13 protein-coding genes are annotated in these 14,510 nt (G+C 59.9%); 3 read left to right on the top strand and 10 right to left on the bottom strand.

What is annotated here, in order from left to right; all coding sequences use genetic code 11:
* Positions 1-4 precede the first annotated feature (4 nt).
* Entirely contained in the window at positions 5-3,214 is a 3,210-nt protein-coding gene (locus E0E41_RS18700; RefSeq protein WP_207303181.1) for an S-layer homology domain-containing protein, read from the bottom strand.
* A gap of 137 nt (positions 3,215-3,351) precedes the next feature.
* Here E0E41_RS18700 and E0E41_RS18410 point away from each other — a divergent pair, with 137 nt between their 5' ends.
* Both E0E41_RS18410 and E0E41_RS00400 read left to right on the top strand, forming a co-directional pair.
* On the top strand, positions 3,352-3,525 hold the full coding sequence (locus tag E0E41_RS18410; protein WP_165450479.1) for a hypothetical protein: 174 nt from the start codon (positions 3,352-3,354) through the stop codon (positions 3,523-3,525).
* Between the two features lie 47 nt (positions 3,526-3,572).
* On the top strand, positions 3,573-5,048 hold the full coding sequence (locus tag E0E41_RS00400; protein WP_130868256.1) for a recombinase family protein: 1,476 nt from the start codon (positions 3,573-3,575) through the stop codon (positions 5,046-5,048).
* A 147-nt stretch (positions 5,049-5,195) separates the two neighbouring features.
* Here E0E41_RS00400 and E0E41_RS00390 read toward each other — a convergent pair whose 3' ends face one another.
* The 6 genes from E0E41_RS00390 to E0E41_RS00365 form a co-directional block, all read right to left on the bottom strand.
* A complete protein-coding gene (locus E0E41_RS00390; RefSeq protein ID WP_130868255.1) occupies positions 5,196-6,851 on the bottom strand; it encodes an acyl-CoA dehydratase activase in 1,656 nt (551 codons plus the stop codon).
* Positions 6,848-8,128, bottom strand: coding sequence for a 2-hydroxyacyl-CoA dehydratase subunit D (locus tag E0E41_RS00385; RefSeq protein ID WP_130868254.1), 1,281 nt, complete (start codon positions 8,126-8,128; stop codon positions 6,848-6,850). The genes E0E41_RS00390 and E0E41_RS00385 overlap by 4 nt, the downstream gene beginning before the upstream one ends.
* A gap of 15 nt (positions 8,129-8,143) precedes the next feature.
* A complete protein-coding gene (locus tag E0E41_RS00380) occupies positions 8,144-9,037 on the bottom strand; it encodes a DNA/RNA non-specific endonuclease (protein WP_130868253.1) in 894 nt (297 codons plus the stop codon).
* 119 nt (positions 9,038-9,156) lie between these two features.
* Complete coding sequence (locus tag E0E41_RS00375; protein ID WP_242623638.1) at positions 9,157-9,465, bottom strand: ArsR/SmtB family transcription factor; 309 nt, start codon at positions 9,463-9,465, stop codon at positions 9,157-9,159.
* On the bottom strand, positions 9,462-10,097 hold the full coding sequence (locus tag E0E41_RS00370; protein WP_130868252.1) for a 4Fe-4S binding protein: 636 nt from the start codon (positions 10,095-10,097) through the stop codon (positions 9,462-9,464). Before E0E41_RS00370 ends, E0E41_RS00375 begins: the two co-directional genes overlap by 4 nt.
* Positions 10,094-10,300, bottom strand: a complete 207-nt coding sequence (locus tag E0E41_RS00365; RefSeq protein WP_130868251.1) for a 4Fe-4S dicluster domain-containing protein — start codon at positions 10,298-10,300, stop codon at positions 10,094-10,096. Before E0E41_RS00365 ends, E0E41_RS00370 begins: the two co-directional genes overlap by 4 nt.
* A gap of 144 nt (positions 10,301-10,444) precedes the next feature.
* Between E0E41_RS00365 and E0E41_RS00360 the strand changes: the two genes are divergently transcribed.
* Positions 10,445-11,038 (top strand): helix-turn-helix domain-containing protein, encoded by a 594-nt coding sequence (locus E0E41_RS00360; protein ID WP_130868250.1) that lies wholly within the window; start codon positions 10,445-10,447, stop codon positions 11,036-11,038.
* Between the two features lie 45 nt (positions 11,039-11,083).
* On the opposite strand, the gene ligA is transcribed toward E0E41_RS00360, so the two are convergent.
* From ligA to yunB, 3 genes are all read right to left on the bottom strand, one after another.
* On the bottom strand, positions 11,084-13,069 hold the full coding sequence (ligA, locus tag E0E41_RS00355) for an NAD-dependent DNA ligase LigA (RefSeq protein ID WP_130868249.1): 1,986 nt from the start codon (positions 13,067-13,069) through the stop codon (positions 11,084-11,086).
* On the bottom strand, positions 13,011-13,703 hold the full coding sequence (locus E0E41_RS00350) for a VanZ family protein (protein ID WP_130868248.1): 693 nt from the start codon (positions 13,701-13,703) through the stop codon (positions 13,011-13,013). Before E0E41_RS00350 ends, ligA begins: the two co-directional genes overlap by 59 nt.
* A gap of 83 nt (positions 13,704-13,786) precedes the next feature.
* Entirely contained in the window at positions 13,787-14,479 is a 693-nt protein-coding gene (gene yunB, locus E0E41_RS00345) for a sporulation protein YunB (RefSeq protein WP_130868247.1), read from the bottom strand.
* Positions 14,480-14,510 lie beyond the last annotated feature (31 nt).

Raw genomic sequence — 14,510 nt, 5'->3', positions numbered from 1 at the left:
TTGATTATAACAGGGTCTGTCCCACAAAGCGGGTCAGCATGGCGGATACCTCCGCCCTGGTGGTGAAATCTCCCGGACGAAGCTGGCCGCCGGAATCCCCGGTGAGGATACCGGAGGTGCAGGCCCACTCCATGGCGTCCCTGGCCCAGGCGGAAATCCTATCGGCGTCCGGAAACCGCTCCAGGGTCTCGGCGGCCCCGCCGGCTGCAAGCTGAGGACTGCCCGCGCAGCGATACAGCATCAGAGCCAGGCTTTCCCGGGTAATAGGCGCGTCCGGGGCAAATTGTCCGCTGCCCACGCCGGCGACCAGGCCGGTTTCCGCCGCCCAGTTCACCGCTTTTGTATACCAGATTCCCTGGGGCACATCCTGGAACATGCCGGATGCCGCTGCGTCGGGTTCTCCCTCCAGCCGGTGGAGAACTGTGGCCAGCATAGCCCGGGTCATGGTACCATCCGGCGCAAACATGTCGTTTCCGACCCCGGAGAATAGCTCACGGCTGGCGGTAAACGCGACGGACGGCGCAAACCAATCGGTCTCCCGCACATCGGAAAAGCTCTTGCCGTTATCCAGCAGTTTGATCCGGGCCGACCGGTCCATACGGACGATCAGAACGCCGTCCTGATAGACGGATTTGGGGAGCACGCTCCGGGAACCATCCGTTCCAACAACGACGGCTACTGTCTGGACCCCGCCCTTGCAGGGGATGCGGAGAGTGGCATGAGAAACGCCCTGAGGGATGGTGACATCCGCATGCACAGTTCCGGTTTCCGTAGTCGTCACAAGGGCACTGGCGCCGGTTTTTTCATCGGTAATGGTAACCGTCCCATCGGCTGCCGGCGGTGTTACCGGTGCGGAGCCGCCAGCGCCGCCGGAACCACCGCCACCGATTCCGCCGCCGCCTCCGGCAGGCGGAGTGACCGGTTCAGACGGCTCCTTGTCGGCGGTGGGCACCTGAAGGATGCGCTCCCAGGCGGAGTTCTGGGCCTGCTGTGCCAGCTCCGCAGACCCGGCAGCCCGAATGGCGGCCTGCCCATCCGCCAGCTCCCGGGCCAAAGCGGCCTTGCCCTTGTCGGAGTAAGCACTCTGTTCCAGCCCGTCATAGGCGCTCTGGAGGGTCAACAGACTGGTGTGCTTCTGACCGGCCAGCTCATGCCGGCTGTGCAATGCCAGCGACACACCCGGGCTGACGGCCCCCTGTACCTGCGCCGGCAACCCTTGATAGCTCTCCAGCGCGGCCTGGTAGCCGGTCAGCTGCTCCGGTTGGACCTGTTCCATGGAGATGGTGGTCAAGCCGTTCAGATCAGCCACCCAACGGGCGACCTGCTGCAGATTCCTCAGCTTTTCGGCCGTCTCCTGGAGCTGCTGGGCGGCCCGGCTGACCACGGTGGTCCGATCTTCCGGACGGCTCAGGCTACAGAAAGCCGACAGGGCATCCTGCTCCAGGCCATCCAGCGCGGCCTGCGCCAGCCGGCTCTCCTGCTGTGCGTTGGTTTCCGACAGAATGGGGCTGCTCAGACTGTTCAGTACCTCGTTGTGCGCGCTTTGCCAGCCAGAGGTTACGGCTCCCACCCGCTTCTCCAGCGTGGGGACGGCCTCCATAACGGACAGGCCCTGCTCCACCGCCTTTTTCATAGCGGTTTCCAGGCTGGCCGACTGAATATTTCCGACGGCGGCGGTATAGGCGTTGGACAGGGTTTCCCAGTCCTCCCCGGTGTAGGAAGCGGTATCGTAAGCGCGGAACGCGCGTTCCAGCGTCTCCAGATAGGTTTTCTGTATCTGGTTGATTGGCGTCCGCCACACCGCATACAGGGTGACAGTCTCATCCGCCTGAGCGGTCAGATTCTGTACCTGAGCCTGATCGGCGTAGCGAACAGGGCCGTCCTCTGACGCAGCCCAGCCGGCAAACTCCATGTCCGCTTTGGTAAACGGCGCCTGAGGCAGGTTTACGTTCTGGTCGTAGGCGGCACCCAGAATCTGAGGCTCTCCCTCCCCGCCGTTTGGATCCAGGCGGATGGAGTAGCGGTTGGCAGTCCACCGGGCATACAGGGTGATCCGGTCCCCATCTGTTTTCTGGCCGGCCAGATTGGAGACCTCCGCACCATCGTCATAGGTATCGTGGTCCTGGTTGGGCAGGGTACTCCAATGGGAAAAGGTATAGCCATACCGGCGGAAGGTCTGCTCCGGCAGCTTAAACGTATCACCCCACTTGGCTGTTTGGCTGCTCATGGAGCCTGCGCCGCCATTGGCAGAAAAATAAACGGTGTATTGGTTGGGAATGCGCTTGCTGTAAAGGGTCTGCCCAGCTGCCTCCAGCTGCTCCGGCGCAGGGTCTGTATAGGATGGATCCAGATACCACTCAACCCGGTCCGCGCCGTCAATGGGGTCCTGCTCACCGTAATCATCCAGATAGACGATCAGACCGGGCTGATCGGGCAGCAGGATGGTCTCTACAAAGTTGTTCCGGGCCACAAACCCGCCGCCCTCCAGCTTGCGGTTCTGGCTCATGTCCAGATGCGTGAGCTGATTGTGGTCTATATGGAGGAACCGGAGCTGTGCCAGCATGGTTACGTCGATGGAGGTAAGCCGGTTGCTGAAGGTCTCGATAAATTCCAGGGCCAGATTATCAGACAGATCCAGCTTGTCCAGCAAGTTGTTCCGGCAGTACAGAGACACCAGGCCGGAGCAGCCGGCCAGCGTCAGTTTGGTCAGCTGGTTCATTTCACAATTCAGCGCCACCAGCTTGGCCCTTCCGGTCAGATCAAGCTCCGTCATGCGGTTGAAGCTGCAATTCAGGTGAGAAATCTCCGGGTTTCGGGACAGATCCAGGTGGGTCAACTGGTTGTAGGAACAGTTCAGCGTGGTCAGCGCGGGATTTTGGGACAGATCCAATGTGGTCAGTGCGTTGCGGGAGCAGTCCAGCGACTGCAAGTTCGGAAATGCCTCCAGACCCTCCAGACTGGTCAGATTCATGCCGGACAGGTCCAGACTGGTCACCGCCTGGCGCTCCTCCTGCGTAAGTACGCCGTCGGCGCCCATGCCCCCCAAATTGTTTCCGCTCAGGATCCAGCTTCTCAGGATGGGATCGGTAAAGACGTCCGATACCATCACATCGCCCTGAAGCGGACGGGGCTGCTCTGCAGCCAGGGCGGCCCCGGGAAAGCAGAGCTGCCCCGCCAGAGCCAGAGAGGTCAGCGCGGCAGGTATTTTTTTCATATTAGGTTTCATATCTCTCTCCATATAAAAAATCATAGCGAGGCACTATTATATTGGGTATGATTGCCTCTGTCAATGGAAATGTCAGGCATCTGACATGAGACAGATTCTTCTGTGCATAAGGTATGGGAGAAGCTGTGAGGAAAGGCGGCGATATTCTGGGGCAAAGGCGGGAATGGAAGATTATCGGTCAATCCCCTGTACTTGCGGGGCGGGAGCGGTTGAACCGGCTTCGGGAAATCGAACAAGGGCTCTATAAGATCTTCTCCCGCTATGTGGGCAAGGAGGCTGAAAAACCGCCGGAGAAATAAAATTTTTCTCCGGCGGTTTTCCATGGTCAGAACAAGGAGGGACTCCTATGGTTGCCATTTATGCCAGACAGTCTGTAGAGCGGGTGGACAGCATCTCCATCCAGAGCCAGATCGAGCGCTGTATGAAGGAGACAGACGGGGCGGAATACAGGGTCTATACTGATTGTGGATACAGCGGGAAAAACACCCAGCGCCCCGGCTTTCAGCGCATGATGGCGGATATGCGGGAAGGGCTGTTAAGCAAGGTGGTGGTCTATAAGCTGGACCGCATCAGCCGCTCCATTCTGGATTTTTCCTCCATGATGGAGGTGTTCGGCTCCTATCATGTGGAATTTGTCTCCACTACTGAGAAGTTCGACACCTCCTCCCCCATGGGCCGGGCCATGCTCAATATCTGCGTGGTCTTTGCCCAGCTGGAACGGGAAACCATCCAGCGGCGTGTGGCTGATGCCTATTTTTCCCGGAGCCAGCGCAGCCTCTATATGGGCGGCCGGGTCCCCTACGGCTACCGGCTCTCCCCCGCTCGGATCGGGGAGATAAATACCGCCCGATATGAGCCCGTGCCCGAGGAGGCGGCTATAGTCCGAAGGATCTATGAACTGTATGCGGAGCCGGAGTGCTCCTACGGCGACATTCTCCGCCTTTTTCAGGCCGACGGCATCACAAAAAACGGCAAGCCATGGGTACGGGCCAGACTGGCGGACATCGTGCATAATCCCGTCTATGTACGGGCGGACCTGGAGATTTACCGATTCTTCCAGACCCGGGGCGCAGTAATTGTCAACTCTCCCGATGATTTCACAGGGACGAACGGCTGCTATTACTATACAGGCCGGAACAGCACCGGGCGAAAGCAGACACACCTGGAGGGCAACTGCCTGGTACTGGCCCCCCACCAGGGGCTTGTCGACTCGGAACTTTGGCTTCGCTGCTGGGCCAAACGCCGGACACCGGGCACGTCACGGCCTTACCAAAAGGCAAAGCACACCTGGTTGGCCGGAAAGCTCAAGTGCGGCCTGTGCGGTTACGCCCTGGTATCCAAACACGGCCGCCTGCTGTGCTCCCGTCAGGCAGAGACAAAGATCTGCACCGGCCCAGGGATTCTGTACACCGAGGAGATGGAAAGGCTGATTTATGCGGAGCTGCGGAAGAAGCTGGACGACTTCCCCACCCTATCCCCGGCCGGTATCCCGAAGTGGGACAGAGAGCGCGCGGCCCGAGAGGAGGACCTTGCTCAGGCGGAAGAGAAACTGGCCGTGCTGACGGAGCGGCTGGCAACATCTGATGAGCTGATGTACCAATATCTCCGTCAGCAGATTGAGATTTTTGACAGCAAAAAGAGAGCTATTCTGCAGGAAATAGCCCACTCCCGTCAAGTACATGATAGCCGTAAGCCGGAACTTCGCAGCTATCTGACCTGCTGGGAGGCGCTTTCCTTTGATGAGAAGCGCCGTGTGCTGGATCTGCTGGTCCAGGTCATCCGGATCACCGGTGACACCATAGAGATCCAGTGGCGGATTTAAGGATGCTCCACTTGTACGTTTCGGCGAAGCGGTGCGGCTGGCCAAAGAGAAGATGGACCAGAAAAACGTCTACTACACCAACCCTGCTTTTGACAGCAAGGCATAAAAGAATGCCGGGGAGGCGGAAAACCTCCCCGGCATTTTCTTTTATCCGTCCAGTTCCATGGCAAACAGGGCAGCGCCCAGGGCGCCGTTGAGCTGGGCCTGGTCGGAGATCCGCAGTTCCGCCCCCAGACGCCGCTGGATCGCCTGGGCCACCCCCTGGTTTTTAGACACGCCGCCGGTCATCATATAGACCGGCTCACCCCCAAGTCTGCGGCAGAGGGCGCAGGTCTTGGAAGCCACCGATTCGTTCAAGCCGTGGATGATATCCGCCCGGGATTTGTTTTGCGCGATGAGGGAGACCACCTCTGACTCGGCGAACACCGTACACATGCTGGAGATGGTGATGTCCTCCTTCCAGGTCAGTCCGGCGGTGCTCATCTCATCCATGGACAGCTCCAGGGTACGGGCCATCAGCTCCAAAAAACGTCCGGTACCGGCAGCACACTTGTCGTTCATCACAAAGTTAATCACGTTACCCTGTTCGTCCACCCGGATCACCTTGCTGTCCTGGCCGCCGATGTCGATGATGGTGCGCACCTCCGGGTCCAGGAAGTGGGCGCCCTTGGCATGGCAGGTGATCTCGGTGATGGACTTGTCTCCCTGCTGAATGGCGCTCCGGCCATAGCCGGTGGTAACGGTGGCGGAGATATCCTCCATCTTCAGCCCGGCCTGTTCCAGGGCCTGTTCCAGAGCCCGCTCGGCGCCGGCGGCGGCCCCCGCCCCGGTGGGCAGGATCACCTGGGCCACGATGTGCATGTCCCGATCCAGGATGGCCACATCCGTGCTGGTGGAGCCGCTGTCGATACCTACATAATAACCGTTCCCGCTCATGTGTTTCGTCCCTTTCCTCTGTTCCTGGGGTGCCAGACTTTCCGCAAAGGCCTCCAGCCGGGTGCGGAGCTGTCCGCTGCTCTGGAGAGTGTAGTCCGACTCCGCTTTCAGCATAGGCACGCTCAGCTCCCGCCGCAGCTGGGAGTATTCAAAGCCGTAATAGTCGCAGAATTTCACCGTGTGGTAGATGACCCCCCGGAGGTGGGGGTCCTGGTACAGCCGTTTCCGCCCCGCCGCGTCGGTCATGCGCATGCAGGGCAGCTGGCCCAGCAGCTCTCCCGCGTACCACTCCATCAGTCCGTCAAACTGCGTCACATCCTCCGGCGGCGGACAGACGCTCCGGTTATGGACACAGGTATCATTGCGCACAGGCAGTGGCATGGACTTCTCCATGACAGAAAAAAGGTTTTCCCCGACCCGTCCGCCCAGAACGCTGAGATAAGGCTCCGTGGGCCGGGAAACCGGTTGAAACGCCTCCCGGAAGCGCTGAAGCTGGAATTTGGTCCCCTTATAGTCGGCGTATACCTTTGCCAGCCGGAGCAGTTCCCGCTTGGTCTTTTCCCTGGCACAGGCGTCCCCGCAGTGGAGCATGTCCATCATGAAGAGAAAATCCAGCTTTCCGTGGGCCAGCAGTACGTCGTAGGCGCTGCGGATGGTGTCACAGCAGTTGACCAGCACCAGCTCTTTGACCTTGCCCTCCATACAGGCCTCGATGACGGCCTTTCCGAACCCGCAGATGTTGGGGTGGCTCACCTCATCGCTGAGATCAAAGTTTTCCGGCATGTAGTCCAGGACCTGACAGTCTCCGCCCAGGGCCTCCAGCAGTTCCACAGGGGTGTATTTGCAGATATACCAGGTGGTGCTCATACCCCTTCTCCCCTTTCCGCCCGAAGCATCTCCACAAAAGCGTCCATGCGGGTGGCCAGCTGCCCCTCACCGCCGTGGCTGCGGTCGCAGCCGTCCCCGTCCAGTACCAGACAGGGCAGACCTGCCGCCTCAAACTGCTCTTTGGCCAGCTGGGCGCCGCCCAGGGTATGCTTACAGCCCCAGTGGCAGAACCACACCACGCCGTCGGCCTTCACCTGGCGGGCGGCCTCAATACCCCTCCGGATGCGCCGGGTCACCGGCCCGTTGAAGGCGGAGTACACCACCCGCCGGGCCATGGCGTCATAGGGGTCGGCGGGGTCCGCTTTGACAAAGCCCTCAAAGCACATGTCGCAGGCCACCACCTGTACGTCGGGGTTGAAATCGGTCACCTGACGGAGCGGCTCCACCCAGAAGGGGGTGGTGTGCATCCACAGCAGCCGGACGCCGGAGGCCGGGGGCGCGCCCTGGATCTCCTTCAGGCACTGACTGGTATAGGCCTCCGTCTCCGGCGTGCCCAGCAGGGTGTGGAGGGTAAAGGCGGAAAACATCTCCCCCGTCAGCTCCCCCAGGATCTTTTTGTCCGCCCGAAGGGTCATATACCGGTCAAACTGGTCCATGCTCCGCTGGCTGCGGGCCACCGCCTCGCTGAGGCGGTCGTCCGGGATCCGCTGGCCCGTCTGCTTCTCTACAAAGCGGACCATCTCCCGGAGCTGGTCGGCCACATAGCGCACCCCGTCCTCATCCGGCTGATAGGGTACATCCACCACGAACTGGGGCACCTGAAAATACTCCGCCATGCGGCGGAAGGTGAGCAGATTGGCGTCACAGGCCAGGGTGGTATTGAGAATGAAGCGGGGCTTGGGCATCAGGCCCTTTTCCGCGGCGCCGATGAAGATCTTGTGGTAGGAGCAGAAGGTCTCGGGCAGGCCCTCGCTCTCAGCGTAGTGCAGAAACTCCTGCTCCGCCTGAGTGCCGGCCAGAAAGCAGCCGAATCCCTCACAGGAATAGGGGTGCAGCCCCACCACCTGGAGGGGCTCACAGGGCAGGAAGAGACTGACCATGGCCGCCCGCTCCGGATGGGCCAGCGGTGCGATCATGGAGGTCATGGTCTGGACCGCCGCCATCTGGGCCGCCTTGGTGGTGTGCTTCCCCGGCGCGGCCATGAGCTGCAGCTTCTTGGCCCGGTAGCCAAAGCGCAGCAAGCGGCGGGCCGCCAGCGGATTTTTACGGCATTCCTTTTGAACGATCTCCCCAAACAGGGTAACGATATCTCCCATGGTTGTCCTTCTTCCTTAAGGTTTGCAGGTCCCGCAGGGAGAGTATCCCTGATCCAGCAGGTCCTGACGGGAACCGGTATAGTCCTGACGGTTGGCAGGGCTCATACTCTCCACCCCGGAGCAGGTGGGCAGGTGGAATTTCATGGAGCTGGTGTTGAGCACATAGTGCTCCTCCTCCGCCTCAGCTGCGGCTGTCTCTGCGGGGGATTCCACCGGCTGAGTCTCCGTCTCCAGCCAGCTGTCACCGGTGGCGTAGTCGATGGCCACCCCGGGCTGGACATTGTAGACGTAAACGCAGAAGCGCACACCCTGACCGTCGTCCTCCACACTTTCAGCCTCCATCACCACGCCGCTGGCCAGCAGATTCTGGCCCTCGTAAATGGGTGTGACCCGGTAGAGGACATGGTTGTCCGTCTCCTGTACGTAGTCGGCTACCTGGTTTTCAAAGGGCAGCATGCCCTCCACATTGAGATAGCGGGTACCGGTAATGAGATTTTCCTCATTGGCGTTCTCCCCTGCCAGCTGGTAGCCAATCAGGTGGCAGCGATTATAGAGATACTTGCCGTCCACGCAGTCATACTTGACCGTGTGCCAGCCGGAGGGCTTTACCTGCCCGATGGCGCCCCGCTCCTCAGTGGGCATCAGGTCGGTGCCCACATTGGCATAGGCTGTCCCGCAGCGGCCCAGTTCATCCAGCGGGCTGTATGTCTCAAAGGAATTGGTGGTAAAATCCTCCTCCGGAAAGTCCGGCTGATTTTCATTGAGGACCACATATGGTTCCCCGGCATAGTCCGGCAGATCGTCCAGAGTATAGGAAGGCGCTGAAACAGATGCCGTGAGGGATTCACAGCCGCACAGCAGCGCACACAGCAGGGACAGGATCAAAAACCAGATACGGGTTCGTTTCATGGAGGCGACCTCTTTCTCTTGAGATTCCTGAGCATTATACTGTGCATTATAGCACATGGGGCCGCGGCGTGACAAACCAAAATAAAGTACTGACCTGCCGCAGCAGGTCAGCACTTTGCCTATGGATCCTCTGACGTACAGTATTCCTGTTTCAGGACCCGCATCAATGCGTACAGCCGTGGGTCTTTCAGTGAATACCGGACATACTGCCCCTGCTTCTCAGCCTGGACCAGCCCGCCTTCCTTGAGACGGTGGAGGTGCTGAGACAAAGCGGGTGCGGTGATATTGGGCACCTCGCCCGCCAGCTCTCCCACCGTCATAGGGCCCTCCATCAGGGCGCACAGCAGAAGCAGGCGGTTCTCATTGGCCAGCTGGGCCATCAGTTCCGTGATGTCCTTGGCCCGTGCCCGCATACTATCGTCCTTCACTTGCCGCACCCCCCGCAGGAAGCACAGCCGGTCCCGCAGGCGGCCTGCTCCGGCTTGCCCGCCCGCAGACGGCAGATCAGCTGGGTCATGGTGCCCATGGGACAGAATACACACCAGCTTCTGGGCTTGAACAGCACCATCACGATCAGGCCGATCAGGGTAGAGGTGAGCATGATGCTGTAAAATCCGAAGGCGAACTGCGCCACCCATGGAGCGAACAGGGTGCCGTGATAGGCCCAGTGCCAGGGCAGCCGGAAGGTCCAGAACAGTTTGACAAACTGCCCCAGATTCTGGGCTCCCGCCCCCACCAGATAGGTAGTCCACAGCATCTGGAAGAACATAGCGAAGAAAAAGATCAGAAAACCGTACCGAAAGATTGGTGAGCGCATCCAGTGGGGGGTGGGCCGGTTTCGTGAGAGCTTCAGCCGCCCACCCAGCAGACTCAGAAATTGCCCCCGGTCGCAGTAGCGGTTGCAGTACAGCTTACTGCCTCCAAAGATGGCGATGAGCAGCGGCAGGCAGAAGAAGGCCATCCCCAGCCAGGCAAACAGGATATTGAAAAAGCCGAGCCCCAGGTAGATGGGTGTGACGATCCAGAGATAGTCGTACCAATGCTTTTGCTTCTTGTTCACGCCTGCACCTCCCGTTCGACCAGTGAAATGGTACCTGCCGGACACTCCCGGACGCATTTCCCACAGCCCACACAGCGAATCCGGTCTACCTGAGCCGTTACACCCCGCCAGACTGAGATGGCAGACATGGGGCAGACCTTCACGCAGCAGCCGCAGGCCACACAATAGGTTGGGTCTACCAGAGCAAAGCGCTTGGATGGCATAGATGTATCCTCCAATAATTAAGTAATTAAGCAATTACTAATATATCAAAAAGGGGTGAGGTTTGCAAGCCTTTTTTGTCAGTCTCCGCTGCGTGGATTGCGGATTCTTTCCGCTTCCTCTATAATAGGCCCGAGGTGAACGACATGGATTACATGAAAATCGGGGCGTCTATCCGGCAGCTGCGGCGGGAACGGAACCTGACCCAGAAGCAGCTGGCCGATGGGCTCCACGTCAGCCATAAGACGGTCTCCAAGTGGGAGTGCGGACAGGGCTGCCCGGACCCCGCCCTGTGGGAGGGACTGGCTGCCCTGTTGGGCGCCGACCTGCTCAAGCTGCTCCAGGGGGAACTGAATGCCAACCGGCCGGACCCGGGCAACATGGCCAAGGTGCGCTTCTACGTCTGTCCGGTGTGCGGGAATCTGCTGACAGGTACGGGAAACTGCGGCATTTTCTGCTGCGGCCGGAAACTGGAGCCTCTCTCCCCTGCTGCCGAACCGGAGGCCTTGGACCTGAAGGTGGAGGAAATGGACCTGGATTACTACATTTCCTGGGACCATCCTATGCAGAAAGACCATTTTCTGCGCTTTGCCGCCTATGTGCAGGACGACCGGGTACTGCTTATCCGCCTCTACCCGGAGCAGGAGCCGGCAGTACGCATCCCCGCCAGCCGGCGGGACGGCACCCTCTATCTCTATTGTACCAAGCACGGACTGCAAAAGCACAAGCTGAAATTCTGAGAAGGAAACAGGCCCGGAAGCGAATGCTTCCGGGCCTGTTTCCTTCTATTCTCCGTCGGAGAGCAGCTTCATCAGCTCTTCCTCTGTCAATACCGGGATACCCAAGTCATTGGCTTTTTTCAGCTTGGACCCGGCGGCCTCTCCGGCCACCACATAGCTGGTCTTTTTGGAAACCGAGCCGGACACCTTGCCGCCCTGGGCTTCGATGAGCGCGGCGGCTTCCTTCCGGTCCATGGTTGGGAGTGTGCCGGTAAGGACAAACGTCTTGCCCGCCAGCTTGTCCCCTACCGGAGCCTCTGTACTGTCGAAGGACACCCCCGCTTCCCGCAAAGCCTGGATCAGATGCCGGCTCTGGTCGTTGGCAAACCAGTCCAGCAGGCTTTTTGCGGTGATCCCGCCGATATCGGGTACGGCGGTCAGATCTTCTTCAGTGGCCGCCATCAGGGCGTCCAGTGTACCGAACCGGGCGGCCAGCACCCTGCCCGCCTTCTGCCCCACCTGCCGGATACCGAAGGCAAAGAGCAGGCGGCCCAGACCAGCGGACTTGGACTTCTCAATGGCGGCTATCAGGTTCTCCGCGCTCTTCCTGCCCATCCGCTCCAACAACTCTACGTCTGCCGCCCGCAGCTGGTACAGGTCGCCGGGACCTTTCACCAGACCGGCGCCCACCAGGCTCTCCACCACAGCGGGACCCAGGCCCTCAATGTCCATGGCGTCCCGGCTGGCAAAGTGAACGATATGCCGCAGCCGCTGGGCGGGACACTCGGCGCCGGTGCAGCGGATATGGGCACCGTCCTCATCCCGGGCCACCGGGGCGCCGCACACCGGACAGTGGTCGGGCAGATGGTAGGGAACGGTGCCCTCCGGGCGCTTCTCCTTCAGGACGGACACGATCTCCGGGATGATCTCCCCCGCCTTCTGTACCAGCACGGTATCACCGATGCGGATATCCTTTTCCGTGATGAAATCCTGGTTGTGGAGGGTGGCATTGGTGACGGTGGTTCCTGCAAGGCGAACAGGCTTTACAACTGCCTTGGGCGTAAGAACGCCGGTTCTACCCACCTGCACCACGATGTCTTCCACCACGCTCTCCTTCTGCTCAGGCGGATACTTATAGGCGGCGGCCCAGCGGGGGAATTTAGCAGTGGAACCCAGCGTCTCCCGCTCTGCAAGGCTATTTACCTTTACAACTGCACCATCAATATCAAAGGGGTATGCCTCCCGCCCATCGCCCATGGCGGCAATGCGGGCCGATGCCTCCTGAATGGTGGCACAGGTGTCATGTGGAATTACTTTAAAGCGCTGCTGCTGCAGGTACTCCAGGGTTTCTGTATGAGTGGTGAAGGTCTTGCCCTCCGCCCACTGGATGTTAAAGACGCGAATGTCCAGACCCCGGGCTGCGGCGATTTTGGGGTCCAGCTGGCGCAGGGAACCTGCTGCCGCGTTCCGGGGATTGGCAAACAGCGACTCCCCCCGCAGTTCCCGCTCCTCATTGAGCTGTTCGAACCGCTTCTTGGGCATAAAGACTTCGCCCCGGACGATGAGAGACGGCAGAGCCTCCGGCAGCCGCAGCGGAATAGAGGGGATGGTCTTCAGATTTTCCGTTACGTCCTCCCCTACCTGGCCATCTCCCCGGGTGGCACCGCGGATGAACAAGCCGTTCTCGTATTCCAGCGCTACGGACAGCCCGTCCACCTTGGGTTCCACATCGTACTCCACGGCCTGGGCGAGGGTATCCCGCACCCGCTGGTCGAACTCCTCCAGCTCCTCCACGGAAAATACATCCTGGAGGCTCTCCAGGGGAACCCGGTGGCGGACTTCGGAAAAGCCGTCGGCCACTTTTCCGCCCACCCGCTGGGTGGGGGAATCAGGAGTCACCAGCTCCGGATATTTGGCCTCCAGTTCCTCCAGGCGGCGGAGCTTGTGGTCGAAGTCATAGTCGGACATACTGGGATTGTCCAATACATAGTACTCATAGTTGGCCTGCTCCAGCTCCCGGCGCAGGCTTTGGATCTCCTGTTTCTCGTCCATGGCGGACCTCCACTTGGAATTTTCGGCTCAGGCTTGGTACCAGTTTGCCCAGAATCAGGGCCAACAGCCCGCCCAGAAAGGCACCTGAACTATTCAAAATCAAATCGTCAATATCAGTAGACCGTCCGGCAAACAATTGCAAAAACTCGATGGACAAGGAGCTGCAAACCCCCACCAGCAACCCTTTCCACCACCTGGGACGGCGCCATAGCAGGTTTGGGAAAAAGCCCATCGGCAGAAAAATAAGAGCGTTGGCGACCATCATATAAAGCCCCCACTCCCCAAGGCTGATGTCGCTCCGAAACAGGGTAGGCATCCATTGGATATTGGGGACAGACTGAGACAGCGGGATCAATGGCCACAGCGGTTCCATCCCGGAAATCGCATTTTGCCAATGCTGCGGGGTCCAGAAGCCGGACGGGAATACGGTGAGCGCTGCCAGACCTGCGCAGAACAGGACAAAGAGGAACAATGCTGCTTCGCGGATCCTGCCGCTTGTCAGATGCTTTTGGCGCAGTTTCTTCCGACGCTTGGGCAGCAGCAGCAGAAACACAGCCCCTCCAATCACCATGCAGGGCAGCATTTCGGCAATATAGTCCAGCGTAATGTCCAAATACCAGAGCAGCGTATCCATTGCACGTCCCTCCTTTTCCCTCATTGTACCAGAAAGAAAAGAAAGGTATCTGCGCCTTCTCTTATAAATTCCTTGTGATTTTCTTACGAGCCGGCGGCCGGCAATCCCAGATAGGTGTCCGGCACCTGGCCCATCAGCAAGGTCTCCGCCACACATACGGCGGCATCCACCCGGGTTTCCGTCTTTCCGCCGGGGATAAGAAGGGTGATCTCCACTTCTACATCCAGCATGATCTGATGAAGGGTCTGATTGATACCAGCCGAGGTAAACACATTCCGGAACTCCGCCGTGGGTGTGGCGGCAGCCAGTACCTGCACCGGCAGGTCCGGCCCCCAGTCGGAGGCGGTAGACAGTCCGGTGATACTGCCCAGGGGGATACCCAGATCTTCACTGGTCAGGGAATCCACTTTCTCCAGCACCGTTTGCAGGATCCGGGTACGCAGGGCGTTCAGTTTGGCGGAATTGGTGGAGAGAAGTGCCACCTGACCGCTGCTGTCCCGCTCCAGGGTAACCAGATCCTGATAGGCCACCGCGTCCGCCGACAGGGTCTCCATGACCGCATCATTGATGATGCCGGTAACCACGTTTTCCGTCCTGGCCTGAGCCAGTGTGGTGACCACCGGCCGCAGAGCGCTGTCCAGAGCGGCGATGACCAGCAGAGCCAGTCCTACCCCCAGCAGGGCAGACAGCAGCAAGCCTCTGCCCCGCCTGACAGGCGGAACCCGGCGTCCGGCCCGCGGCATACGGAGCCAGGGACGGTATCTGGGCCTGGTCATAGCCTCACCTCCTGTGGGAGGCTATGCGAAA

Source organism: Intestinimonas massiliensis (ex Afouda et al. 2020), from assembly GCF_900626285.1.
Classification (GTDB): Bacteria; Bacillota; Clostridia; order Oscillospirales; family Oscillospiraceae; genus Flavonifractor; species Flavonifractor massiliensis_A.
The sequence above is the reverse complement of the archived record's forward strand: the minus strand, read 5'-3'. Positions and strand labels throughout refer to the sequence as shown.